39 protein-coding genes and 2 pseudogenes are annotated in these 24834 nt (G+C 39.9%); 1 reads left to right on the plus strand and 40 read right to left on the minus strand.

All coding sequences use genetic code 11. From position 1 onward, the window contains the following. The first annotated feature begins 59 nt into the window (after positions 1-59). On the plus strand, positions 60-668 hold the full coding sequence (gene gerD / locus NV349_RS22120) for a spore germination lipoprotein GerD (protein ID WP_036129059.1): 609 nt from the start codon (positions 60-62) through the stop codon (positions 666-668). Between the two features lie 54 nt (positions 669-722). On the opposite strand, the gene NV349_RS22125 is transcribed toward gerD, so the two are convergent. The 40 genes and pseudogenes from NV349_RS22125 to NV349_RS22320 all read right to left on the minus strand — a co-directional run bounded on the left by NV349_RS22125 (position 723) and on the right by NV349_RS22320 (position 24728). Next, entirely contained in the window at positions 723-1778 is a 1056-nt protein-coding gene (locus NV349_RS22125; RefSeq protein WP_036129061.1) for a P-loop NTPase, read from the minus strand. Positions 1779-1850: 72 nt separating this feature from the next. Continuing rightward, the gene (locus NV349_RS22130) at positions 1851-2564 is read right to left on the minus strand and encodes an N-acetylmuramoyl-L-alanine amidase (protein ID WP_036129063.1); all 714 of its coding nucleotides are present in this window, start codon (positions 2562-2564) and stop codon (positions 1851-1853) included. 131 nt (positions 2565-2695) lie between these two features. Continuing rightward, a pseudogene (locus tag NV349_RS22135) lies at positions 2696-3520 on the minus strand (DUF4822 domain-containing protein); the annotation flags it as partial. 528 nt (positions 3521-4048) lie between these two features. Next, entirely contained in the window at positions 4049-4441 is a 393-nt protein-coding gene (gene rpsI, locus NV349_RS22140; protein ID WP_004233744.1) for a 30S ribosomal protein S9, read from the minus strand. A gap of 25 nt (positions 4442-4466) precedes the next feature. Further along, positions 4467-4904 (minus strand): 50S ribosomal protein L13, encoded by a 438-nt coding sequence (gene rplM, locus NV349_RS22145; protein WP_004233742.1) that lies wholly within the window; start codon positions 4902-4904, stop codon positions 4467-4469. Between the two features lie 178 nt (positions 4905-5082). Beyond that, entirely contained in the window at positions 5083-5823 is a 741-nt protein-coding gene (truA, locus tag NV349_RS22150; protein ID WP_058845116.1) for a tRNA pseudouridine(38-40) synthase TruA, read from the minus strand. A 14-nt stretch (positions 5824-5837) separates the two neighbouring features. Next, positions 5838-6635 carry an energy-coupling factor transporter transmembrane component T family protein gene (locus tag NV349_RS22155; RefSeq protein WP_036129069.1) on the minus strand — a complete coding sequence of 266 codons (798 nt, stop codon included), beginning with the start codon at positions 6633-6635 and terminating at the stop codon, positions 5838-5840. Further along, on the minus strand, positions 6632-7504 hold the full coding sequence (locus tag NV349_RS22160) for an energy-coupling factor ABC transporter ATP-binding protein (protein WP_058845117.1): 873 nt from the start codon (positions 7502-7504) through the stop codon (positions 6632-6634). The genes NV349_RS22155 and NV349_RS22160 overlap by 4 nt, the downstream gene beginning before the upstream one ends. After that, on the minus strand, positions 7480-8325 hold the full coding sequence (locus NV349_RS22165) for an energy-coupling factor ABC transporter ATP-binding protein (protein WP_058845118.1): 846 nt from the start codon (positions 8323-8325) through the stop codon (positions 7480-7482). The genes NV349_RS22160 and NV349_RS22165 overlap by 25 nt, the downstream gene beginning before the upstream one ends. A 426-nt stretch (positions 8326-8751) precedes the next feature. Next, positions 8752-9132, minus strand: coding sequence for a 50S ribosomal protein L17 (rplQ, locus tag NV349_RS22170; RefSeq protein WP_012296051.1), 381 nt, complete (start codon positions 9130-9132; stop codon positions 8752-8754). Between the two features lie 56 nt (positions 9133-9188). After that, complete coding sequence (locus NV349_RS22175) at positions 9189-10133, minus strand: DNA-directed RNA polymerase subunit alpha (RefSeq protein WP_004233733.1); 945 nt, start codon at positions 10131-10133, stop codon at positions 9189-9191. A gap of 139 nt (positions 10134-10272) precedes the next feature. Continuing rightward, positions 10273-10662, minus strand: coding sequence for a 30S ribosomal protein S11 (gene rpsK, locus NV349_RS22180; RefSeq protein WP_004233731.1), 390 nt, complete (start codon positions 10660-10662; stop codon positions 10273-10275). Between the two features lie 25 nt (positions 10663-10687). Next, positions 10688-11053, minus strand: a complete 366-nt coding sequence (gene rpsM / locus NV349_RS22185; RefSeq protein ID WP_004233729.1) for a 30S ribosomal protein S13 — start codon at positions 11051-11053, stop codon at positions 10688-10690. A gap of 24 nt (positions 11054-11077) precedes the next feature. Next, a complete protein-coding gene (gene rpmJ / locus NV349_RS22190) occupies positions 11078-11191 on the minus strand; it encodes a 50S ribosomal protein L36 (RefSeq protein ID WP_000868344.1) in 114 nt (37 codons plus the stop codon). Between the two features lie 37 nt (positions 11192-11228). Beyond that, on the minus strand, positions 11229-11447 hold the full coding sequence (gene infA / locus NV349_RS22195; protein WP_004233690.1) for a translation initiation factor IF-1: 219 nt from the start codon (positions 11445-11447) through the stop codon (positions 11229-11231). An 86-nt stretch (positions 11448-11533) separates the two neighbouring features. Then, positions 11534-11608, minus strand: a pseudogene (locus NV349_RS22200) (type I methionyl aminopeptidase); the annotation flags it as partial. Positions 11609-11860: 252 nt separating this feature from the next. Beyond that, the gene (locus tag NV349_RS22205; protein WP_036129077.1) at positions 11861-12514 is read right to left on the minus strand and encodes an adenylate kinase; all 654 of its coding nucleotides are present in this window, start codon (positions 12512-12514) and stop codon (positions 11861-11863) included. A gap of 70 nt (positions 12515-12584) precedes the next feature. Further along, positions 12585-13880, minus strand: coding sequence for a preprotein translocase subunit SecY (secY, locus tag NV349_RS22210; protein ID WP_036129079.1), 1296 nt, complete (start codon positions 13878-13880; stop codon positions 12585-12587). Continuing rightward, positions 13880-14320 carry a 50S ribosomal protein L15 gene (gene rplO, locus NV349_RS22215; RefSeq protein WP_036129082.1) on the minus strand — a complete coding sequence of 147 codons (441 nt, stop codon included), beginning with the start codon at positions 14318-14320 and terminating at the stop codon, positions 13880-13882. The genes secY and rplO overlap by 1 nt, the downstream gene beginning before the upstream one ends. Positions 14321-14354: 34 nt before the next feature. Continuing rightward, entirely contained in the window at positions 14355-14537 is a 183-nt protein-coding gene (gene rpmD, locus NV349_RS22220) for a 50S ribosomal protein L30 (protein WP_004233668.1), read from the minus strand. A 13-nt stretch (positions 14538-14550) separates the two neighbouring features. After that, positions 14551-15054: a 30S ribosomal protein S5 gene (gene rpsE / locus NV349_RS22225; RefSeq protein WP_008181711.1), complete on the minus strand. Its 504-nt coding sequence runs from the start codon at positions 15052-15054 to the stop codon at positions 14551-14553. A 21-nt stretch (positions 15055-15075) separates the two neighbouring features. Next, on the minus strand, positions 15076-15435 hold the full coding sequence (rplR, locus tag NV349_RS22230) for a 50S ribosomal protein L18 (RefSeq protein WP_036124657.1): 360 nt from the start codon (positions 15433-15435) through the stop codon (positions 15076-15078). 32 nt (positions 15436-15467) lie between these two features. Continuing rightward, complete coding sequence (gene rplF / locus NV349_RS22235) at positions 15468-16007, minus strand: 50S ribosomal protein L6 (protein ID WP_008181715.1); 540 nt, start codon at positions 16005-16007, stop codon at positions 15468-15470. A gap of 30 nt (positions 16008-16037) precedes the next feature. Further along, positions 16038-16436, minus strand: a complete 399-nt coding sequence (gene rpsH, locus NV349_RS22240; protein ID WP_008181717.1) for a 30S ribosomal protein S8 — start codon at positions 16434-16436, stop codon at positions 16038-16040. 29 nt (positions 16437-16465) lie between these two features. Continuing rightward, entirely contained in the window at positions 16466-16651 is a 186-nt protein-coding gene (locus NV349_RS22245; protein ID WP_004233656.1) for a type Z 30S ribosomal protein S14, read from the minus strand. A 22-nt stretch (positions 16652-16673) separates the two neighbouring features. Beyond that, positions 16674-17213 carry a 50S ribosomal protein L5 gene (gene rplE, locus NV349_RS22250; RefSeq protein ID WP_008181719.1) on the minus strand — a complete coding sequence of 180 codons (540 nt, stop codon included), beginning with the start codon at positions 17211-17213 and terminating at the stop codon, positions 16674-16676. Between the two features lie 29 nt (positions 17214-17242). After that, the gene (gene rplX, locus NV349_RS22255; RefSeq protein ID WP_004233652.1) at positions 17243-17551 is read right to left on the minus strand and encodes a 50S ribosomal protein L24; all 309 of its coding nucleotides are present in this window, start codon (positions 17549-17551) and stop codon (positions 17243-17245) included. A gap of 35 nt (positions 17552-17586) precedes the next feature. Then, entirely contained in the window at positions 17587-17955 is a 369-nt protein-coding gene (rplN, locus tag NV349_RS22260; protein WP_004233650.1) for a 50S ribosomal protein L14, read from the minus strand. 42 nt (positions 17956-17997) lie between these two features. Continuing rightward, positions 17998-18261, minus strand: coding sequence for a 30S ribosomal protein S17 (rpsQ, locus tag NV349_RS22265; protein ID WP_008181723.1), 264 nt, complete (start codon positions 18259-18261; stop codon positions 17998-18000). 18 nt (positions 18262-18279) lie between these two features. Continuing rightward, positions 18280-18480: a 50S ribosomal protein L29 gene (gene rpmC, locus NV349_RS22270; protein ID WP_004233646.1), complete on the minus strand. Its 201-nt coding sequence runs from the start codon at positions 18478-18480 to the stop codon at positions 18280-18282. Next, on the minus strand, positions 18470-18904 hold the full coding sequence (gene rplP / locus NV349_RS22275; protein WP_025116437.1) for a 50S ribosomal protein L16: 435 nt from the start codon (positions 18902-18904) through the stop codon (positions 18470-18472). Before rplP ends, rpmC begins: the two co-directional genes overlap by 11 nt. 1 nt (position 18905) lies before the next feature. After that, positions 18906-19559: a 30S ribosomal protein S3 gene (gene rpsC / locus NV349_RS22280; RefSeq protein WP_025116438.1), complete on the minus strand. Its 654-nt coding sequence runs from the start codon at positions 19557-19559 to the stop codon at positions 18906-18908. Positions 19560-19562: 3 nt separating this feature from the next. After that, positions 19563-19907, minus strand: a complete 345-nt coding sequence (gene rplV / locus NV349_RS22285; protein ID WP_004233639.1) for a 50S ribosomal protein L22 — start codon at positions 19905-19907, stop codon at positions 19563-19565. 22 nt (positions 19908-19929) lie between these two features. Further along, positions 19930-20208 carry a 30S ribosomal protein S19 gene (rpsS, locus tag NV349_RS22290; RefSeq protein WP_008181911.1) on the minus strand — a complete coding sequence of 93 codons (279 nt, stop codon included), beginning with the start codon at positions 20206-20208 and terminating at the stop codon, positions 19930-19932. Positions 20209-20268: 60 nt separating this feature from the next. Continuing rightward, the gene (gene rplB / locus NV349_RS22295) at positions 20269-21099 is read right to left on the minus strand and encodes a 50S ribosomal protein L2 (protein ID WP_036124661.1); all 831 of its coding nucleotides are present in this window, start codon (positions 21097-21099) and stop codon (positions 20269-20271) included. 48 nt (positions 21100-21147) lie between these two features. Continuing rightward, positions 21148-21432 (minus strand): 50S ribosomal protein L23, encoded by a 285-nt coding sequence (gene rplW, locus NV349_RS22300; protein ID WP_036124663.1) that lies wholly within the window; start codon positions 21430-21432, stop codon positions 21148-21150. Beyond that, on the minus strand, positions 21432-22055 hold the full coding sequence (gene rplD / locus NV349_RS22305; RefSeq protein ID WP_004233626.1) for a 50S ribosomal protein L4: 624 nt from the start codon (positions 22053-22055) through the stop codon (positions 21432-21434). The genes rplW and rplD overlap by 1 nt, the downstream gene beginning before the upstream one ends. Positions 22056-22081: 26 nt before the next feature. After that, entirely contained in the window at positions 22082-22711 is a 630-nt protein-coding gene (rplC, locus tag NV349_RS22310) for a 50S ribosomal protein L3 (protein WP_036124665.1), read from the minus strand. Between the two features lie 46 nt (positions 22712-22757). Further along, positions 22758-23066 (minus strand): 30S ribosomal protein S10, encoded by a 309-nt coding sequence (gene rpsJ, locus NV349_RS22315; RefSeq protein WP_004233624.1) that lies wholly within the window; start codon positions 23064-23066, stop codon positions 22758-22760. A 351-nt stretch (positions 23067-23417) separates the two neighbouring features. Further along, positions 23418-24728, minus strand: coding sequence for a Na+/H+ antiporter family protein (locus tag NV349_RS22320; protein ID WP_271911880.1), 1311 nt, complete (start codon positions 24726-24728; stop codon positions 23418-23420). Between the last annotated feature and the right edge of the window lie 106 nt (positions 24729-24834).

Below are 24834 nucleotides of genomic sequence, written 5' to 3' on the forward strand. Positions count from 1 at the left end.
GTCCCGAGAAATGTGAACAATAATTGAAAGAGTCTATCTAGAGAAAGGACTGATTGTCGATGCGAAAATTCACCTTATTATTGATTCTAATGCTTTTTCTTTCTGCCTGTTCACAAGATAAAACCTCTACCATGTCCTATGATGAAATAAAAAAAATCATGATTGACTCTTTGCAAACAGAGGATGGTAAAAAGGCATTGCGACAGCTTTTGGAGGAGCCAAGTTTCCGTGAGCTTTTGATTTTAGAGCATGATGAAGTGAAAAAGGCTACTGAGGAAACATTACTTTCCAAGGAAGCAGAAGACTTTTGGAAGAAAACCTTTGAAGATCCAAAATTTAAAGAAACTGTTGCAAAAAGCATGCAAAAACAGCAACAGGATATTATGAAGGACTTAATAAAAGATCCGACTTTCCAAAAGGATATGGAGGCCTTTTTTGGGCAACCCGATATGCAAAAGCAGCTAGAGACCATCCTAAAATCATCCAATATGCGCAAGCAAATGGAGCAAGTGGTAAAGGAAACGATCGAAAGCCCTTTAATGCAATCTAAATGGCAGGAACTTATTAAAAAGAGTGGCGAAACGGGTTCATCAGGAAGTGGCGATAAGAAAGAAGCTAGTGGTGAAAGTGATGGCGGATCGGATAAGGAGCAAAAAAGTACTGAGTAACCATAGCAATTTAAAAACGGATTTCCCCATAAAAGGTGGAAATCCGTTTTTTATTTATTTACTTAATTTATCAATGATTTTCGTCGCGATGTCTAAATAAATTTGTCCTGTCGTATGTTTCTCAGCATAAACAGACGGAGCAAAATCTTCTTCTGTCCAATCGGGTTGACCAAGCGGGATCTGCCCAAGCAGCTCTGTACGTAATTCATCAGCTAGCTTAGGTCCGCCTCCTTGTCCAAAGACAAATTCTCGATCACCTGATTTAGATTCAAACCAAGCCATATTTTCGATAACACCTAAAATTTCATGGTCTGTTTGAAGAGCCATTGCTCCTGCACGAGCTGCAACAAATGCTGCTGTCGGATGCGGTGTTGTGACAACAATTTCTTTTGATGATGGTAGCATTTGATGGATATCTAATGCTACGTCACCTGTGCCTGGAGGTAAATCTAATAGTAGATAGTCTAGCTCTCCCCATTCAACATCACGGAAAAACTGATCTAATACTTTACCTAGCATTGGACCACGCCATACAATCGGTGCGTTGTTTTCCACAAAGAAGCCCATTGAAATCATTTTTACACCCAAGCGATCTACGGGGAAAATACGATTGTCAACTACTTTAGGCATATCCGTCACACCCATCATATCGGGCACACTAAAGCCATAAATATCGGCGTCGATTAATCCGACCTTCTTTCCTAGACGAGCTAAAGCAACAGCTAAGTTAACTGATACTGTAGATTTACCTACTCCCCCTTTACCAGAAGCAATTGAAATCACTTGTACTGTGCTTAGTGGAGATAAAATATCTTGTGCTTCTGACTCTGTTGCAGTGCCACGGAAGCTTTGTAATTTTTCTGTTGATAGTTCTTCAAAACGAATGCCAACCGTATTTGCACCCGCTTCTTTCAATACCTCAACAACCTTCATTTGTAGCTGTAGCTGTTCAGGTGTATTTAATTTAGCGATCGCAATTTTTACACTAACATGATTTTTTTCTTCTTTTATTGCTACGTTTGTAATACCATCTGTTTCTGCAAGCGATTTATGTAAAAATGGATCTTGTAGTTGTCCTAGTATTTCTCGTACTTGTTGTTCAGTAATCACGACGAACACTCCCCTTATATTGTCTCAATGTTAGTATATCATACTGATATGGTTTACGTTGTAGATGTTGCTCTACTCAATCTTAGCTAATAAATACTCTTCTATACCTTCAACTATGGCATCTGCCATTTTTTCCTGGTAGTTCTTATCGATTAATAATGCTCGTTCTTCATCATTACTGATAAAACCAGTCTCTACTAATGCTGCAGGGACTTCTACTTTCTTCAGTAAATAAATTTGCTTAATAGACAAAGCTTCTCGGTCTGTATTTTTTAGATTAGTGCGAATGGATTGTTGAATACTCTTGGCAAGAATTTCGCCATCGGCATGTCCTTCCTTATGATAAAACACCTGTGCACCACGCCATTTTGTTTCGGGTATAGCATTTGCATGAATTGTAATAAATACATCAGGCTTTTCTTTTTCAACGATATCCTTTCTTAAGAAAATATCCTGCTTTTTCCGCTCTCTTAAAGTTCCATATTTTTCCGACGGCGCATGCTCATCAATCACATCCCCATTTTTTGTTCGCGTCATTACGACTGTTGCGCCTTTTTTCTTTAATTTCTTCTCCACATGCTGAGCAATTGCAAGTGTAATTTCCTTTTCAATTACTTCGCCCTTTGAAGCTCCTCCGTCCTCACCACCATGCCCTGCATCAATGACAATTTTGATGCCACCAAGTGGGTCTGGTAAGAAGAAGTTACGGTCCGAAGCATTTGTTTCATATGCCACGACCACTATACTCATAAGCATAATTACTCCTAGTGCAAGCCAGCGCTTCACCCATATCCACCACCCTTTTACATTTAGTGTACGAAATTAGTAGATGAACTATGCCAGAAAGTAAAAAAAACTCCCAAGTAATAAACTTAGGAGTTTTGATTTTCTTCTATAATAAAGGAGGAAGTATCATTTTATTGCATTGTAAATACAGGGTTTAATTCACCTTCATAAGGTTCATGCTCAACAAATACAGTTATATCATTACCGTCTTTGTCTTTACCTGTACGTTTATACGTAAATTTCTTCTCATTGATTTCAGTAATTTCAAGAGCAACGCCATACTTATTATCACCAATTGAAACATGAGCTCTTATTTTATTGCCATGAATGACATTAAAATAACCATAGTCGCCACGACTCTCACCTGTTTCAGGGTTGAAGAACTCATATTTATTTGTATTTGCGTCATATTTTGCAATGCTGATAAAATTTGAATTAAACTCTGTTAAATCATTACCTGCTTCATCTAATACAACAGTTCCGTGCCATAATGTATCAGCTAAAATCTTATCTCCGTCAACGTCTGTAACAATATTACCTGTTGAAGCATTCAGCGTTTTATTTGAATCGGTAAATGCCAGTTCATTTTCTTTATATGGAATATGCTCAACGAACACTTCTACCTCATTGCCAGCAGCATCTTTGCCCATTCTTTTATAAGTAAAGATACTATCGTTTAGCTCTGTAATTTCTACAATAGCTTGATAATCCTTGGATTCAGAAATTAAAATTCTTTGTGTCCCATCATTTGTGATAAAGAACGTCCCTTTATCATCACGGCTTTCACCAGTAGCAGCGTCAAAGAATTCATAATGACCTGCCTCAGCATCATATTTTGCTAAGCCAATAAAGTTAGAATTTTCCGCAGTTAAATCATTGTTGTCTTTATCATATACTTTTGTGCCTTGCCAATTCGTACTACTTAATATATTGGCCATTTCTTCACCCTTCGTTAATTGCTCCTTTGCTTGGTCCTTCGTTGTAGCAGCACTTTCTGTTTTTATTTCCTCACTATTGCCTTTCTCAGGCTCCTTATCTTGACATGCTGCAAGTAGTGCCATTGCCGCAACCGATACTATCAATAATTTTTTCATACCTACTTACCTCCATTGTTACATTCTATTTTTGAGTTACGCCAAACCCATAATGACAAATTTCAAGAAAATGCATGGTTTGTAGTACCTTCAAGAACTATATTAAAGTGGAATGTTAAACTCCCTCTAAATAATTTCTTAAAAAAACATAAACTTATGCGAAAATATTTTTAATATATCTTAAATCTGTGCGGAAATAGTAATGATTATGTAAAAAGGGACAGCTACATACTGGTTCACACTAGTCATTGGCAGTGTTACATCGCATCAAGAATTTGCAATCATCCGCTTTATAAGAAATAAGAGTAAGCAACCTTTAGTCTAATGACTAAATAACAAAAAAGACTCTTTCCACAAAAGTAGAAAGAGTCTTTGTATAGAACGCTGATATTAACGTTTTGAGAACTGAGGTGCACGACGAGCGCCGCGTAGACCTGGTTTTTTACGTTCTTTCATGCGTGAATCACGAGTAAGTAATCCAGCTGATTTTAATGCAGCACGGAAATCTGGGTCTACTTGAAGTAGAGCACGAGCGATACCGTGACGAACAGCACCAGCTTGACCAGTGTATCCACCACCGTTAACGTTTACGTGGATATCATAGCTTCCTGTAGTTTCAGTAGCTACTAATGGTTGTTTAATTACTTCGCGTAATGCAGCGAATGGTACGTATTCTTCGATTTCACGTTTATTGATAACAATTTTACCTGTACCTGGTACTAAACGTACGCGAGCTACAGAGCTTTTACGGCGACCAGTGCCGATGTATTGAACTTGTGCCAAAGTAATATCCTCCTCTTAATTTATATTATCCGCGAAGCTCGTATGCTTCTGGTTTTTGTGCAGCATGTGGATGCTCTGTTCCAGTATAAACGTTAAGTTTAGTGAACATTTTGCGACCTAAAGAGTTTTTAGGAAGCATTCCTTTAACTGCTAATTCGATCATTCTTGTTGGGTACTTATCTAGCATTTCACCAGCAGTACGCGTTTTTAAACCACCTGCAAATTGAGTATGGTGACGGTAAAGTTTACCCTCTAATTTGTTACCAGTTAAATGGATTTTGTCAGCGTTGATGATGATTACGTGATCACCTGTGTCAACGTTTGGTGTGAATGTTGGTTTATGTTTACCACGTAAGATTGCAGCTACTTCAGAAGCTAAACGTCCAAGAGTTTGGCCTTCTGCATCAACTACTAACCATTTACGGTCTACTTCGTGACCTTTAGCCATGAATGTTGTACGCATGTATATATCCTCCTAATCGATTCGATTACCGTTATTTTTCATTAGACTACACTATAAGTTTCGGGGCTTATTTGTGGTGGTAATGAAAATACCATCTGTTATCATATAATGAATGACTTTTAAAGTCAAGCAATTTCATTAAACGCCTGGTAAAGTTGTTCAGAATTCTAAAACGTCACTAATAGAACACTTTTTCTAAGTATAACCCTTGTGGTGGCGCGGTTTTTCCTGCTTTATCGCGATCTTCAGAGGCGACTACAAGTGCCACATTGTCAATCGTGCGGCGACCTACGCCAACCTCCCAAAGTGTACCTGCAATAATACGCACCATATTATATAAGAAACCATTGCCTTCAATCACCATATGAAGTTCTTCTCCATGCCATTCAAATTGCAGTGTCGTGACAGTACGTATTTTATCCTTCACACTTGTATTCGCTGCACAAAAGCATGAAAAGTCATGTGTACCAACGATAGCCTTAGCTGCCTCTTGCATCGCCTCTACATTAGGTTTGACGCCACTTGTCTCGACTGTGTAATATCTGCGAAATGGGCTTTGGATAGGCTCACAAGACCAAATATAGCGATAGCGCTTCCCTGTCACACTATAGCGTGCATGAAAGTCATGTGCCACTTCCTCTACCGATTGTACGCGAATATCTCTTGGTAGTTGCACATTCAAAGCCTTGCTATACTTGTCAACTGGAATGGCAAGAGGTGTATCGAAATGCAATGTTTGTCCTGTAGCATGAACTCTTGCATCTGTACGTCCACTTGCAGTTACCTTAATCTTTTCTCCTTTATGCATAATGGACAGTACACGCTCAAGCTCAGCCTGTACTGTGCGCTCTCCAGGCTGTACTTGATAGCCAGAAAAAAGCGTTCCATCATAGCTTATAATTACTTTTAATCGTCGCATCAAGCCTACTCCTTTTAACTTCTATAAAAGAATAGCAATACGCCTATTGCTACTAGTAACACAAGTGCAAATGTGTCACCCATATCCCATTTTAGCCTACGGTACCTTGTACGACCTTCACCACCACGATAGCCTCTTACTTCCATCGCAGTTGCTAGATCCTCAGCTCTTTTAAATGCACTGACAAAAAGTGGTACTAACAATGGCACTACTGCCTTTATACGATCTTTTATTGGTCCAGAGGATAAATCTGAGCCTCGGGCCATTTGTGCCTTCATAATCTTATCTGTCTCATCCATTAAAGTTGGTATGAAACGTAAGGAAATGGACATCATCAAAGCCAATTCATGAACTGGTACTTTTATTGCTTTTAATGGATTTAAAAGAACCTCAATACCATCTGTAATGGAGATCGGTGATGTCGTTAACGTTAAGATAGATGTCATAAATACTAATACTAGAAAACGTACCGAAATAAATATTCCTCGCCTAATTCCTTCATCGTATATCGTGATAAACTTTGACTCGAAAACAGGGACGCCTTCCTTCGTCATAAATATATGAAGAAGAAATGTGAAAGCCATTAAAAAGAGAACCGGTTTGAGACCATTAATTAAAAAATACAGACGAATACGTGATACTAATACAATCAAGAGCGTAAATGCTAGTAGCATAGCATACGTCACTGTATTGTTGGCCAAAAACACAATAATAATAAAGGCAAAAACAAAGATTAGTTTTGATCGTGGATCTAGTTTATGCACAGGTGAGTCACCTGGTAGGAAGCGTCCAAAGATCATTTTTTCCATCATGGCTCTGCACGCTCCTCTCTAAGCGTTTGAGCAATTTCAGCAGCGAGTTCCTCTTCCGTCAAGCAAACCTTTGACAAGGACCGACCCATCATGTGCTCAATCTTCTGTTGAAAGCGGACAATACGTGGTGGCTCTAAGCGGAAACTCTTTAATGTTTCACCATCTTTAAAAATAGTTTGTGGTGGTCCACTTAAGACATTTTTTCCTTCATGCATGATTACAATATTATCTGCATATCGAGCCGCATCCTCCATACTATGTGTGACAAGAATCGTTGTAAGACGACGATCTTGATGGAGTTGATAAAACATATCCATGATCTCTTTTTGACCTCGTGGATCAAGTCCAGCTGTTGGTTCATCCAACACTATTACCTCTGGATCCATCGCCAAAACACCCGCAATTGCCACTCGGCGCATTTGACCACCTGATAAATCAAACGGAGACTTCTCAAGCACGTTGTTCGGTAATCCAACTAAGCTGACAAGTTCTCTTGCACGCGCTTCAGCCTCCTTCTCTGATACACCAAAGTTCATTGGCCCAAACATAATATCCTTTAACACTGTTTCTTCAAATAGTTGATGCTCAGGGAATTGAAAGACAATACCGACCTTTTGTCTTACAGCTTTTAAATCCTTTGCTTTTTTCCCAGCTACAATCAGGCGATCCCCTATATGTACTTCTCCTGAAGTAGGTCTTAGAAGTGCATTAAAATGCTGAAGTATGGTTGATTTCCCAGAACCCGTATGACCTATAATTGCCTGATAAGTATGGGATGGAATGTCAAAGTCTACATCGAATAATGCCCGTTTTTCAAAAGGTGTCCCCTGTGCATAGGCATAGCTTATTTGTTGAAGTTTGATGTCCATAAATCATTCACCAACTCTTCTTCTGTCATATGTTGTCCCATTAATGGAACACCTTCCTTTTGCAATAGCTTTGATAACTTCAAGGCAAATGGTAAATCTAGTCCAAACTCAACTAGCTTGTCCCCAAGTGCAAAGATTTCAGCAGGTGTACCTTCCGCAAACTTCTTACCATCATTCATAAAAAGAACTCGATCTGCTAACATGGCTTCTTCTAAATCATGTGTTATGGATATTACTGTTAATCCCGTTTCTGCACGTAATGTTTGGACAGTCTGTAACACCTCTGCACGGCCCTGAGGATCTAACATCGATGTAGCCTCATCTAAAATGAGAAGCTTTGGCTTTAGTGCAAGTGCACCAGCAATGGCAACGCGTTGTTTCTGTCCTCCAGATAAGTGATGTGGCTCATGATCTAAAAACGTGTCCATTTTTACTTGCTCTAGTGCCGCGTGTACACGTTTCACCATTTCTTCAAAAGGCACACCATTGTTTTCTAAGGCAAATGCAACATCATCCTGTACAGTGGCACCTACAAACTGATTATCAGGGTTTTGAAAAACCATACCCATTAAGGAGCGAGATTCCCAAAGGTTTTCTTCACTTAAGGGTTCTCGTAATATTCGCACATCCCCCTGCTGAGGGAATAACAAGCCGTTCATCAGCTTGGCAATAGTGGATTTACCTGAACCATTATGTCCAACTATGGCAATCCATTCGCCTTCTTCAACAGCGAAACTAACATTTTCTACAGCATTACGACTGTCTTGAATTTCTGGTGTATATGAAAAAGTCACATTATTTAAAGATAAAATTTCAGGCATTTCTAGAACTCCTCTCTACATGCTCAGCTCTACTAACTAACTTACACTTTTTTATGTATGAATTCTACTACAATCCGTATGTCGATAAAAGAAAAATACTACTATAACAACTCAATTTGATGGTGCACTTTTGAGCGTCTAAAGAAAACCCATATATTAAAAAAAGCACCACAAATTGGCGCTATCCCACATAATAAAAAAGCGCGCACCTCATTCGATAGAAATGCGCTTGTCGTTACATTTACAAGAAATACGGGTGCTCAAGCCCTTATTTCTCCTGAATGAGGTGCGGAGAGCTAAACGAGACGCCACACCCTAAAGTGCCCGCTCATCATAACGCTCAGCTTAATTATTTGTCGTATAAATCATTTATAAAGAAAGAGGGTGGTGATTCCCACCCTCTTCACCACAAGTCTTCTCTTATGATTAAACTAGTTCAATCACAACAACAGGTGCACCGTCACCACGACGAGGACCTACTTTAAGAATACGAGTGTAACCACCTTGACGCTCTGCATAACGTGGTGCAACATCATCAAATAACTTTTGAAGTGCAAATGATGTTGTTTCGTTACCTTCAGCATCAGTCGTTGTTACTAGTTCGCGACGGATGAATGCAGCAGCTTGACGGCGTGCGTGTAAATCTCCGCGTTTACCTAAAGTAATCATTTTTTCAACAGCTTTACGTACTTCTTTAGCGCGAGCCTCAGTAGTTTCGATACGCTCGTTGATGATTAAATCAGTAGCTAAGTCACGTAACATCGCTTTACGTTGAGAACTTGTACGACCAAGTTTTCTGTAACCCATGGATGTTTCCCTCCTTTATAGAAAAAATCTGATCTTATTAGTGTTGTTTAAATCGCTTAGTCTTCTTTGCGTAATCCTAAACCAAGCTCTTCTAACTTCGCTTTTACTTCTTCTAGTGACTTACGTCCAAGGTTACGAACTTTCATCATATCGTCTTCTGATTTATTCGCAAGTTCTAGTACTGTATTAATACCAGCGCGTTTTAAACAGTTATAAGAACGAACAGAAAGATCAAGTTCTTCGATAGTCATCTCTAAAACTTTTTCTTTTTGATCTTCTTCTTTTTCGACCATGATTTCAGCAGTCTGTGCCTCATCCGTCATGCCAACGAAGATGTTAAGATGCTCGGTTAAAATTTTTGCTCCGAGCGAAATCGCCTCTTTCGGACCGATGCTACCATCTGTCCACACATCAAGAGAAAGTTTGTCGTAGTCAGAAGACTGACCTACACGAGTATTTTCCACTTGGAAATTGACGCGTGATACTGGAGTGTAAATAGAGTCGATCGGGATCACGCCGATAGGAAGATCCTCACGTTTGTTTTGATCAGCAGGAGTGTAACCACGGCCGCGTTGTGCATACATACGCATACGTAAATGACCGTTTTTAGCGATTGTTGCAATATATAGATCTGGGTTTAAAATTTCTACGTCACTGTCATGTGTAATGTCAGCAGCCGTAACTGTACCATCGCCTTTTACATCAATCTCAATAACTTTTTCTTCGTCAGAGTAGATTTTAAGAGCTAGTTTTTTCACGTTCAAAATGATTGAAGCTACATCTTCTACTACGCCTTCTACAGTCGAGAATTCGTGAAGAACACCATCAATTTGAATTGAAGTGACAGCAGCTCCTGGTAATGAAGACAGAAGGATACGACGTAAAGAATTACCCAAAGTGTTTCCATATCCGCGTTCAAGCGGTTCTACAACAAACTTTCCATATTTGGAATCTTCGCTGATCTCCACCGTTTCAATCTTTGGTTTTTCAATTTCGATCATTTTATTTACCCTCCTTCAAAACATCGAATGTATAGGTTCTTTCCATCATAGATTCGATCGTCAATGACGTATCGTTTATTATCTGCACAAGACAGTCTGTACAAAAAATGATGTTCTCATACAATATGAGACGCACCCATTACACGCGACGACGTTTTGGCGGACGGCAACCATTATGAGGAACTGGAGTAACGTCTTTAATAGCAGTTACTTCTAAACCAGCAGCTTGAAGTGCACGAATAGCAGCTTCACGACCAGCACCAGGACCTTTAACAGTTACTTCCAACGTTTTCAGACCATGTTCAAGGGATGTTTTAGCAGCAGTTTCTGCAGCCATTTGAGCAGCGAATGGTGTAGATTTACGTGAACCACGGAAACCAAGAGCACCAGCACTTGACCAAGATACAGCGTTACCTTGCATATCTGTAATCGTTACAATTGTATTGTTAAATGTAGAACGAATGTGTGCAATACCAGATTCGATATTCTTTTTCACACGACGTTTACGAGTTTGTTGTTTACGAGCCATGTTAAGAAGGAACCTCCTTTACCAATTATTTTTTCTTGTTCGCAACAGTTTTACGAGGACCTTTACGCGTACGCGCATTGTTCTTCGTATTTTGACCACGAACAGGTAAGCCACGACGGTGACGGATACCACGGAATGAACCGATTTCCATCAGACGTTTAATATTTAATGAAGTTTCGCGACGTAAGTCACCTTCAAGTTTGTATGAATCTAATTGTTCACGGATTTTGTTTAACTCATCTTCAGTTAAGTCGCGTACGCGTGTATCTTCTGAAATACCTGCATCAGCTAGTACTTTCTGAGCTGTAGTTTTACCAATACCGAAAATGTACGTTAATGAAATTACCACGCGTTTGTCGCGAGGAATATCAACACCAGCAATACGTGCCATGTACGTTGTGCACCTCCTTTAGAATTAACCTTGTTTTTGTTTATGTTTAGGATTTTCACAGATTACCATTACTTTACCGCGTCGGCGAATTACTTTACATTTTTCGCAGATCGGTTTCACAGATGGTCTCACTTTCATCTAACCTAACCTCCTTAGTAGTCCGGAGCGCAAAAGATTATTTAAAACGGTATGTGATACGACCGCGAGTTAAATCATAAGGAGATAACTCGATAGTAACCTTATCTCCAGGTAGAATACGGATAAAGTGCATACGAATCTTACCAGATACGTGTGCTAGAATCACATGTCCATTTTCTAATTCTACCTTAAACATCGCGTTTGGCAAAGTCTCAACAACTGTCCCTTCGACTTCAATTACATCATCTTTCGCCATCTACTCTGTCTCCTCTCTATATGCAAATTAAAGTTCTCATCGTTACATCAAACGGATATCTGCTGCAACTTTAGAAGCAACCTCGTTTCAACATATGTTTGGATTGTATGAGAGATGTTTGAAAGACGCTCGTCTGGTTTCGCTTCACACAATCCACGGAATTTACAGAACCAATAAGGGCACTGAACCTCCCATGTTTACACGAATACCGGAATGTCTTTGATGAGATATTCATACCCGTTACACAGATGCTTCCACGAAACCCATTATACTCCTCCAAAAGGTATGTTGCACTCTTTAGAAGAAATATATACCGGGCACAATATGCTTTTGCAACTCTCAAAAAAATTATGTTTCGTTGTTGCTCCCGCATGCCTCCCGCGGAAGCAGTACTCTGCGCCCGGAGCCGGGTATCAGCTGCGGCTGCCCTGTAATAGAGCATCAAGATCAGCAAACACTTTGTTAATATCTTGCTGTCCATCAATGTTAGTTAACACACCTTTAGCTTGATAGAAATCAAGTAGAGGTTGTGCTTGATTCATATTTACTTCCAGACGGTTTGCAACCGTTTCAGGATTATCATCTGCACGTGTATAAAGCTCGCCGCCATCTTTATCACATTTTCCTTCCACCGTAGGAGGATTGAAAATTAAATGATATGATGTACCACAAGTTTTACAAATACGTCGACCTGAAAGACGAGCAATTAACTCATCCTTTTCAACTTGAATGTTTAATGTATGCTCAATCGCTTTACCTAGATCAGCAAGAATGCTATCCAATGCTTCAGCTTGAGGAACAGTACGTGGGAATCCATCTAATAAGAAGCCCTTTTCACAATCAGGTTTAGCCAGTCGCTCACGAACAATACCAATCGTTACTTCATCAGGTACTAGTGCACCTTGATCCATAAACGATTTCGCTTGTAAGCCTAGTTCAGTACCTTCTTTAATTGCAGCACGGAACATATCGCCTGTAGAAATATGAGGAATCGCGTACTTCTCAACAATTTTATCTGCCTGAGTACCTTTACCAGCACCTGGCAGACCCATTAAAACGATATTCATTAGGAAATATTCCTCCCACAAAAGGTTTGCTGATTTAAGGAAACGATGGAACGTTCCCTAAAAACCAACATTATTTCATAAAGCCTTTGTAGTGACGTTTAACAAGTTGAGATTCTAGCTGCTTCATCGTTTCCAGCGCTACACCGACTACGATAATAATACTAGTACCACCGATCTGCACTGAGGCAGGTAAATTCATAAAATTAATGAATAAAATCGGCATTACAGCAATAACAGTTAAGAATATCGCACCAACAAAAGTTAGACGATATAACACGCTTGTTAAATACGTTTGAGTGTTTTCACCAGGACGAATACCTGGAATGTAAGCACCTTGTTTTTTCAAGTTGTCTGCCACATTTTCTGGATTCACTTGAACGAATGCATAGAAATATGTGAACGCGACGATCAAAATAATATAAATTGTCATACCGATAGGCTGCGTATACTGCAGATTTTTCGTAATCCAATTTGTAACACTATTTTCACCAAAGAACACAGCAAGCGTTTGAGGTGTTACAAGAAACGCTACTGAAAAGATTACCGGAATAACCCCTGCAGCATTTACTTTTAACGGTAGATGCGTTTGTTGACCACCAGTTTGCTGACTACGTCCAGTAACTCGTTTCGCATATTGAATTGGAATTTTACGAAGTGCTTGTTGCACGTATATAACCCCAACTACAACTGCTAATAAAATTAATACAAGCAATGCAAGGACAATGATGTTGATAAATAATTTATCTCCAGCACCCTCGATTTGCTGTGCAAAAATTTGGTTGATCCCTGTAGGCAATGCTGCAACGATACCTGCGAAAATGACAACAGAAATACCATTACCAACACCGTGAGCAGTAATTTGCTCAGCAAGCCATACTAGGAATGCTGTTCCCGCTGTCAATACTATAGCAATTGTAACATAAGTTAGAACGCCCTCTTCTTTAATCAAAGATCCACCATACATTCTATTAAAACCGAATGACATTGCGAATGATTGGATAAAAGCAAGAATAATAGTAAAGTAGCGAGTAAATTGTGCAAGTTTACGTCTTCCGACTTCACCTTGCTTTGCCCACTCAGCAAATTTCGGTACTACGTCCATTTGCAATAACTGAACAATGATTGAGGCTGTGATGTAAGGCATAATTCCCATCGCGAAGATGGAGAAGTTCTTTAAAGCACCACCGCCAAAAGTATTCAGGAAACCAACGAGGTTAAACTCATCAGTTGCCTTTAATACATCAGCGTCAACGTTTGGTACTGGAATGAAAGTTCCAATACGAAAAACGATTAACATTAAAAGTGTGAAAATGATTTTATTTCTTATATCTCGAACACGCATAAAGTTAGAGATTGTCTGAAACATTAAATCACCTCAGTAGTTCCGCCGGCATTCTCGATTGCTTCTTTCGCTGAAGCTGAGAATTTATGAGCTTTAACAGTAAGCTTTTTATTAAGAGCTCCGTTGCCAAGAACTTTAATTCCAGCTTTCTCGTTGCTCACTATACCAGTTTCAAGTAATAATGCAGCAGTAACTTCTGCACCGTCTTCGAAACGGTTTAAAGCATCAAGGTTAACAATCGCGTATTCTTTACGATTAATGTTCGTAAATCCACGTTTTGGTAAACGACGGAATAATGGGTTTTGACCGCCCTCAAATCCTGGGCGTACACCGCCACCAGAACGAGCGTTTTGACCTTTATGACCTTTACCTGCTGTTTTACCGTTACCAGAACCGATACCACGACCAACGCGATTGCGTTGCTTACGAGAACCTTCTGCTGGTTTTAACTCATGCAGTTTCATAGTGGGTGGCACCTCCTTGTTCAATTATTGAAAATTAAATTTCTTTTACAGTAACTAAGTGTGCTACTTTATCAAGCATACCGCGAGTAGCTGCATTATCAGCTTTCTCTACAGTTTGGTGTAATTTACGTAAACCTAAAGCTTCAACAGTTTTGCGTTGTGCAGGTTTAGTACCAATCACAGATTTAGTAAGGGTGATTTCTAATTTGTTAGCCATTATCTTTCCCCCCTTATCCTAATATTTCTTCCACTGATTTACCACGTAATTTAGCTACGTCCTCTACGCGTTTTAATTCAGTTAAACCTTGAACAGTTGCACGCACCATGTTGATTGGTGTGTTAGATCCAAGAGATTTTGAAAGAATATCAGTAATACCAGCAAGTTCTAGTACAGCACGTACTGGACCACCAGCGATAACTCCTGTACCAGGAGCAGCAGGTTTAATTAAGATTTCTCCTGCACCGAAGCGACCAAGCACTAAGTGTGGAGTTGTTCCACCAACACGTGGCACTTCTACTAAGTTTTTCTTCGCATCTTCAACAGCTTTACGGATAGCATCTGGAACCTCTTGAGCTTTACCAGTACCGAAACCTACATGACCGTTTCTATCGCCAACAACAACTAGTGCTGTGAAGCGGAAGCGACGTCCACCTTTAACAACTTTAGCAACACGGTTAATAGTAACTACGCGTTCTTCAAGTTCTCCAAGTTTGTTTGCGTCAATTCGACTCATGAAATGTGTCCCTCCTTCTTATTAAAATTCTAAACCATTCTCACGTGCAGCTTCAGCTAAAGCTTTCACGCGTCCATGATATAAGTAACCACCACGGTCAAAAACTACAGCAGTAATATTTTTTTCCGCAGCGCGTTTCGCGATTGTTTCACCGATTTTTGATGCAGTTGCAACATTGCTACCAGTGCCTTCAAAATCTTTTTCTTGAGAAGATGCGCTAACAATTGTTACGCCTGCTACGTCATCGATAAGTTGAGCGTAGATGTTCTTGTTAGAACGGAATACATTTAAGCGTGGACGCTCAGCAGTACCCGAAATTTTAGAACGAACTCGCGCATGACGTTTTTTACGAACTTGATTTTTATCCTGTTTCGTAATCACAAGGGTCACTCCTTTCTAATGCTTAGGCAGCATTATTTACCTGTTTTACCTTCTTTACGACGAACGTATTCGCCTTCGTAACGGATACCTTTACCTTTATATGGCTCTGGTGGACGAACGTCACGGATGTTAGATGCAAGAGCACCAACGCGCTCTTTGCTAATACCTTTAATGATGATTTTAGTGTTAGAAGGAACTTCAATTTCAAGACCATCTTCAGGTGTGAACTCTACTGGATGAGAGTAACCTACGTTAAGTACAAGTTTTTTGCCTTGTAATTGCGCACGGTAACCAACACCGATAAGTTCTAAAGCTTTTTCGAAACCTGCAGAAACACCAGTAACCATGTTCGCTAGAAGCGCACGAGTAGTACCGTGGTTTGTGCGGTGTTCTTTTGATTCAGAAGGACGTGATACAGAGATTACGTTACCCTCTTGCTCAATTTTCATATCTTGGTGGAAAGAACGAACAAGTTCGCCTTTAGGACCTTTAACAGTAACAGTGTTGTCAGCTGCAACAGTAACAGTTACGTTAGCTGGTACCTCGATAATTTTTTTACCTACACGAGACATTTAGTTGCACCTCCATTCATTTATTGCTAATTACCAAACGTATGCTAGAACTTCGCCGCCAACTTGTTTAGCGCGAGCTTCTTTATCTGTTAATAAACCTTGTGAAGTTGACACTAAAGCGATACCAAGACCGTTCAGTACTTTAGGCACTTCATTTGTTTTAGCATATACACGTAGACCAGGTTTAGAAATACGTTTTAAGCCAGTGATAACACGCTCGTTATCTTTACCGTATTTTAAGAAGATACGGATAATACCTTGCTTGTTGTCTTCCACGTATTCTACGTCACGTACGAAACCTTCACGCTTTAAAATTTCAGCGATTTCTTTTTTCACGTTGGAAGCTGGTACTTCTAACTTCTCGTGACGAACCATGTTCGCATTACGAATGCGAGTAAGCATATCTGCAATCGGATCAGTCATTGTCATTACATTTACCTCCTTCCCAAATTAGGGGATTACCAGCTGGCTTTTTTCACGCCAGGAATTTGTCCCTTATATGCAAGTTCTCGGAAACAAATACGGCAAAGTTTGAATTTGCGATATACAGAGTGTGGACGGCCACAGCGTTCACAACGTGTATATTCTTGCACTTTAAACTTTTGCTTACGTTGTTGTTTAACGATCATAGATTTTTTAGCCACGTTTTCGCCCTCCTTGTTTAAATTACTTTTGGAACGGCATACCGAATTGTGTCAATAACTCGCGAGCTTCTTCGTCAGAGTTCGCTGTCGTTACGATCACGATGTCCATACCGCGTACTTTTGAAACTTTATCGTAATCGATTTCTGGGAAAATTAGTTGCTCTTTAACACCTAGAGTGTAGTTACCGCGACCATCGAATGCTTTTTTAGAAACACCACGGAAGTCACGTACACGAGGAAGTGAGATTGAGATTAATTTGTCCAAGAATTCATACATACGCTCACCGCGTAATGTAACTTTAGCACCGATTGGCATACCTTCACGTAAACGGAAACCTGCGATCGATTTTTTCGCTTTAGTTACAACTGGTTTTTGACCAGTGATAATTGTTAATTCTTCTACAGCTGCATCTAATGCTTTAGAGTTTTGAACAGCATCACCAACACCCATGTTGATAACGATTTTGTCAACTTTCGGCAACTGCATAACTGATTTATATCCAAACTTGCTCATAAGAGCAGGAGAAACTTCATTTAAATATTTTTCTTTTAGGCGGCTCATGTGTGTACCTCCCTTCTTTTATTTACTAGTTAGTCGATTACTGCACCTGATTTTTTTGCAACACGAACTTTTTTACCGTTTTCGATTTTATAACCTACACGAGTCGGCTCGCCAGATTTAGGATCGATTAGCATTACGTTCGAAACGTGAATTGCAGCCTCTTGGCTTACAATCCCACCTTGTGGATTCAATTGGTTAGGTTTAACGTGCTTTTTCACGATATTAACGCCTTCAACAAGAACGCGGTCTTGTTTAGGGAAAGCAGCTAGGATTACTCCTTCTTTGCCTTTGTCCTTACCAGTGATAACCTTAACCTTGTCACCTTTTTTTACATGCATGCTGTCGCACCTCCTTGATTGGCACTATCATGAAATTAAAGAACTTCTGGAGCTAGAGAAACGATTTTCATGAAGTTGCTGTCACGTAATTCACGTGCAACAGGTCCGAAAATACGAGTTCCGCGTGGTGATTTATCATCACGAATAATTACACAAGCATTTTCATCAAATTTGATGTACGTACCGTCTTTACGACGTACGCCTGATTTAGTACGAACGATAACAGCTTTAACAACGTCACCCTTCTTGACAACGCCACCTGGTGTTGCTTTCTTAACTGTACAAACAACGATATCACCGATGTTAGCAGTTTTACGGCCAGAGCCACCAAGCACTTTAATTGTAAGAACTTCACGTGCACCTGAGTTGTCAGCAACTTTCATACGACTTTCTTGTTGGATCACTTAGGTTACCTCCCTTCGGAAATGGTTGTTCCGAAATAGTTATTAAATAATAACCGCTTTTTCTACAACTTCAACTAGACGGAAACGTTTAGTAGCTGATAGCGGGCGAGTCTCCATGATACGTACGATATCACCGATTTTCGCTTGGTTTTGCTCATCATGAGCTTTAAACTTTTTAGAGTATTTTACACGTTTACCGTAAAGCTTGTGCTTTTTGTGAGTTTCAACTAAAACAGTAACAGTTTTGTCCATTTTATCTGAAACAACGCGGCCCGTGTAAACTTTGCGTTGATTACGCTCAGTCATACTTGAAAACCTCCTTTATCAGTTATTTGCACTGATTTCTCTTTCACGAATAACAGTTTTCATACGCGCGATTGCTTTACGCACTTCACGAATACGAGCTGTGTTTTCTAATTGACCAGTCGCCAATTGGAAGCGAAGGTTGAAAAGCTCTTCTTTCAGTGATTTCACTTTTAATTCAATTTCAGAAGTGGCAAGGTCACGGATTTCATTAGCTTTCATTAGATTCACCACCAGTTTCTTGACGTTTTACGATCTTACATTTAACAGGAAGCTTATGTGATGCTAAACGAAGTGCTTCACGTGCAATCTCTTCAGATACACCAGCAATTTCGAACATAATTTTTCCTGGTTTTACTACTGCTACCCAACCTTCAGGAGAACCTTTACCAGAACCCATGCGGACTTCTAGAGGTTTTTTAGTGTAAGGTTTGTGTGGGAAGATTTTAATCCAAACTTTACCGCCACGTTTCATGTAACGAGTCATCGCGATACGTGCAGATTCGATTTGACGGTTAGTAATCCAGCTAGCAGTTTGAGCTTGTAAGCCCCACTCGCCGAATGATACTTCTTTGCCGCCTTTCGCTTCGCCACGCATGTTGCCGCGGTGTTCACGACGGTATTTTACGCGTTTAGGCAATAACATATTATTTGCCTCCTTCCACAGATTTCTTCGTAGGAAGAACTTCACCACGGTAGATCCATACTTTAACGCCTAATTTACCGTAAGTAGTGTCAGCTTCTGCGTGTGCATAGTCAATGTCAGCACGTAGAGTATGAAGTGGAACAGTTCCTTCACTATAGTGTTCAGCACGCGCGATATCAGCGCCACCTAAACGACCAGATACTTGTGTTTTAATTCCTTTTGCACCAGCACGGATTGTGCGTTGGATCGCTTGCTTTTGCGCACGACGGAATGATACACGGTTTTCTAATTGACGAGCGATGTTTTCAGCTACTAGACGAGCGTCAAGATCTGCACGTTTAATTTCAATGATGTTGATGTGTACGCGTTTACCAGTTAACTCGCTAAGGTATTTACGAAGGTTTTCAACTTCAGTACCACCTTTACCGATTACCATACCTGGTTTCGCAGTGTGAATTGTAATGTTTACACGGTTTGCAGCACGTTCGATTTCTACTTTAGAAACAGAAGCGTCTTTAAGAGCCGTTTCAATATATTTACGCACTTTGATGTCTTCGTGAAGTAGAGTTGCATAGTCTTTTTCAGCGTACCATTTTGACTCCCAGTCACGAATAATACCAACGCGCAGTCCTATTGGATGTACTTTTTGACCCACGGATTAACCCTCCTTCTTCTCAGATACCACTAGAGTGATGTGGCTTGTGCGTTTGTTAATTGCGCTTGCACGTCCTTGCGCACGTGGACGGAAACGTTTTAAAGTTGGACCTTCATCAACGAACACTTCAGAAACTACTAAAGAGTTGATGTCAAGATCGTAGTTGTGCTCAGCATTAGCAACTGCAGATTTTAATACTTTCTCAACGACTGGAGACGCCGCTTTTGGAGTATGACGTAAAATTGCAACTGCTTCACCAACTTGCTTACCTCGGATTAAGTCTACAACTAGACGTACTTTACGAGGAGCAATACGTACTGTGCGAGCGATAGCTTTAGCTTGTGTCATTAGGATTTACCTCCTCTCAAAATTAGCGTCTTGTTTTCTTGTCGTCTGCACCGTGACCTTTGTAAGTACGTGTCGGTGCGAACTCACCAAGTTTATGGCCTACCATATCTTCTGTTACGTATACAGGAACATGTTTACGTCCATCATATACAGCAATCGTTAAACCGATGAAGTTCGGGAAGATTGTAGAACGGCGTGACCAAGTTTTGATAACTTGTTTTTTCTCAGAAGCCTCTTGTACTTCCACTTTTTTCATTAAGTGGTCATCAACAAAAGGTCCTTTTTTCAAGCTGCGACCCATGTAGGAACCTCCCTCCGTGATTCCACCACGGCTCTCACATAGAACCGTAGTTTAACCACTTTATTTTTTACGACTACGGATGATAAATTTATCCGATTTGTTTTTCTTCTTACGAGTTTTGTAACCAAGTGCTGGTTTACCCCAAGGAGTCATTGGTGATTTACGTCCGATTGGAGAACGTCCTTCACCACCACCGTGTGGGTGATCGTTAGGGTTCATTACAGAACCACGAACTTCTGGGCGTTTACCTAACCAACGGCTACGACCTGCTTTACCGATGTGTACAAGTTCGTGTTGTTCGTTACCAACTTGACCGATTGTAGCGCGGCAAGTAGCTAACACTAAACGTACTTCACCAGATTGAAGACGAACGATTACGTACTTATCTTCACGACCAAGTACTTGAGCAGAAGTACCAGCAGAACGTACTAATTGTCCACCTTTTCCAGGTTTTAACTCGATGTTATGGATTGTAGTACCCATTGGAATGTTTGCTAATGGTAATGCATTACCTACTTTAATATCAGCATCTGGACCAGAAACGATTGTTTGACCAACCTCTAGACCTTTTGGTGCTAAGATGTAAGCTTTTGCTCCATCAGCGTAGTTGATTAATGCGATATTCGCAGAACGGTTTGGATCATATTCAATAGTAGCAACTTTTGCCGGAATGCCATCTTTAACACGTTTGAAATCGATAACACGGTATTGCTTCTTATGACCACCACCATGATGACGAACAGTGATTTTACCTTGGTTGTTACGACCAGCTTTGCGTTTAGTTGGTTCAAGCAATGATTTCTCAGGCTTGTTAGTTGTAATTTCCGCAAAGTCTAATGACGTCATGTTACGACGACCATTAGAGGTAGGTTTATACTTTTTAATCGCCATTGTGTTTTCCCTCCTTCTTGAGTGTTCAAATCATAAATCCATTAAGGATTACACTTCGAATAATTCAATTTCTTTGCTATCAGCAGTTAATTTAACAATCGCTTTACGACGTTTGTTAGTGTAACCACCGTAACGGCCAACACGCTTGAATTTACCTTTGTAGTTAAGAACGTTTACTTTCTCAACTTTTACGCCAAAGATTTCTTCTACAGCGTCTTTTACTTGAGTTTTGTTAGCGCGAGTGTCTACTTCGAAAGTATACTTTTTCTCTGCCATAAGTTCTGAAGAACGCTCAGTAATGACCGGACGTTTTAAAATATCACGTGCTTCCATTATCCAAGCACCTCCTCAACTTTTTCTACTGCAGATTTAGTGAATACAACTTTGTCGTGACCTAATAGATCAAGAACGTTGATTCCATTTGCAGTTAAAACTGTTACACCTGGGATGTTACGAGCAGATAATGCTACGTTTTCATCTAGGTCAGCAGTTACGAATAAAGATTTTTTCTCTAAAGAAAGATCTTTAAGAATTTTTGTGAATTCTTTTGTTTTTGGTGCTGCTAGAGTTAGAGCATCAAGAACTAAGAAGTTTTGTTCTACTACTTTAGCTGATAAAGCAGATTTAAGAGCTAAGCGGCGAACTTTTTTAGGTAATTTATAAGAATAGCTACGTGGAGTAGGACCGAATACGATACCACCGCCGCGCCATTGTGGAGAACGGATAGAACCTTGACGAGCACGACCAGTTCCTTTTTGACGCCATGGTTTACGACCACCACCAGCAACCTCAGAACGGTTTTTAACCTTGTGATTACCTTGACGAAGAGAAGCACGTTGAGCTACTACTGCGTCGAATAATACTGCTTCATTTGGCTCGATTCCGAAGATCGCATCGTTTAATTCGATTTCACCAACTGAAGCACCTGTTTGACTAAGTACAGATACTTTTGTCATTCCTGTTTCCTCCTTTCTTGAAGTGATTACTTAGCTTTAATTGCAGTTTTTACTGTAACTAGAGCTTTTTTAGAACCAGGAACATTACCTTTAACAAGTAGTAAGTTACGATCAGCATCAACTTTCACGATTTCTAAGTTTTGGATTGTAACTACATTGCCACCCATTTGACCAGGTAATTTCTTTTGTTTAAATACGCGGTTCGGAGCAACTGGACCCATTGAACCAGGACGACGGTGGTAACGAGAACCGTGGGCCATAGGACCACGAGATTGTCCGTGGCGTTTAATAACACCTTGGAAACCTTTACCTTTAGTAACACCTGTTACATCAATTACATCGCCTTCTGCGAAAATTTCTACTTTGACTTCTTGACCAACTTCGTATTCTCCAACGTTCACGTTGCGGAATTCACGAATGAAGCGCTTAGGAGCAGTGTTCGCTTTTGCTACGTGACCTTGTTCAGGTTTGTTAGAAAGCTTAACGCGCTTGTCTTCGAAACCAACTTGAATTGCTTCGTAGCCGTCTGTTTCAACAGTTTTCTTTTGAAGAACTACGTTTGGCGCAGCTTCGATAACTGTTACCGGGATTAAATCTCCGTTTTCAGCGAAAACTTGTGTCATACCAATTTTTCTACCTAAGATTCCTTTAGCCATTTGTCACACCTCCTGTAAGTTTTGAAAAGTTATATTATTTTTACCATTAAAGTTTGATTTCGATATCAACGCCAGATGGTAAATCAAGTTTCATTAACGCATCAACAGTTTGTGGTGTTGGGTTAACGATATCGATCAGACGTTTATGCGTACGCATCTCGAATTGTTCACGAGAATCTTTGTACTTGTGAACCGCACGAAGAATTGTGTACACAGACTTCTCAGTTGGAAGTGGAATCGGACCTGATACACTTGCACCTGAACGTTTTGCAGTTTCCACAATTTTCTCAGCAGACTGATCTAAAATACGGTGATCATACGCTTTTAAACGAATACGAATCTTTTGTTTTGCCATTATTTTCCCTCCTTCTCGCCTATTTTCTAGACATTCTCCACGAAAATTTTCCCACACACCGCCATGGCAAAGCGGCCGGGTGTGTCGGCAACCTCTCGCTTCATCGCAGTCAAAGACCAACATTCAACATTATATACAATAAAAAAAGAATAAGCAAGTCTTTTCGCTAAATTCTTTTAAATGTTGTAGATATTCTTAGTACTACTACTTCTTCGCTTTATTAAGCCGTTTATTAGTATATAAAATTTTATTACATATTGCAATAGTTAAGGTTGTCATATCAACATTTCCGTACTTTTCAAACAATTCTTTAAGAAAGTAGTTTCTATAGATAAGAAACTACTTCTTATTTTATAGAAAGAATACACATGCCATCCAACCAAACAGGATCAAAGGGATATTAATAAAAACAAATGTCGGTACACAAGTATCCCAAATATGATGATGTTGTCCATCTACATTTAAGCCTGCTGTTGGTCCTAACGTAGAATCTGAAGCTGGAGAGCCTGCATCGCCTAAAGCACCTGCTGTACCAATTAAACAAAGAATCGCTAATGGACTCAATCCCAACCCTTGTGCAAGAGGAACAAATAACGTAGCAATAATAGGTACTGTAGCAAAAGATGAACCAATACCCATCGTCACAACTAATCCAATGACTAGCATGATAAAGACAGCGAGACTTCTATTACCTTTCAGCACAGCGATTGAGCTTGTAATTAAGCTATCCACATCCCCAGTAGCATTAATAACGGCTGCGAAGCCATTGGCCGCAATCATGACAAAGCCAATAAAGGCCATCATCTTCATCCCTTCAGAGAGAATGTCATCTGCCTCTTTCCATTTAAGTGCACCTGTAAAATACATCAACATAATCCCTGTAAACGAACCGACAATCATTGAATCTGTTAATACTTGAGCACAAAGTGATGCGACTAATGCAAGAGCTGTAGAAAACATCACAAACTTACTGACGTTCACGTTTAAAGATTCCGTCTCTACTTCATTGTGCTTATAGTGTCTTGGCTTGCGGTATACAACAAAGGCGACAAGCAGCCCAATCAGCATTCCTAGCACCGGAATCGCCATTGCTACCGGTACATCACGTGAAGATACAGCCATTCCAGCCTCTGACACTTGTGTAGCAACGATATCTTGAAAAATGGCTCCGAAACCAGCTGGCACGAAACTATAAGTACCGATTAAGCCTACTGCAATTAGGACCGCAATGATACGTCGATCAACCTCCAACATATTTAATATTTTTAAAATAGGAGGAATCAATAATGGAATGAAGGCAATATGAATAGGAATAACATTTTGAGATAAAATAGACATCACGAAAATAAGGAAAAAAATTAAAACCTTCACTAAGCCTTTTCTATTACTTTCGCCATTTAAAATTTTTAACATCCCTGCAATCATCAATTTTGGTATTCCAGTTTTGGCAATAGCAATAGCAAAGCCACCAAGGAGACCATAACTCAATGCAATAGTGGCCCCTGCGCCTAACCCTTCTGTAAATGATTGTACTGTTGCCTCAATGCCCATTCCACTTGTAAGACCACCTACAAAAGCTCCTAGTACTAAGGAAAGAACGACATTGATGCGAAGCAAGCTTAATATCAACATAACGGCTACCGCCGCAATTACTGCATTCATTGTTACACTTCACTTTCATACACTAAATTACTAACATGTTAAACTTTATTATTCTGATATTTGAAAGTCAATAGTTTTCACAATTTCAATATGTTTATATAAAAAA

Source organism: Lysinibacillus sp. OF-1, assembly GCF_028356935.1.
GTDB lineage: Bacteria > Bacillota > Bacilli > Bacillales_A > Planococcaceae > Lysinibacillus > Lysinibacillus fusiformis_D.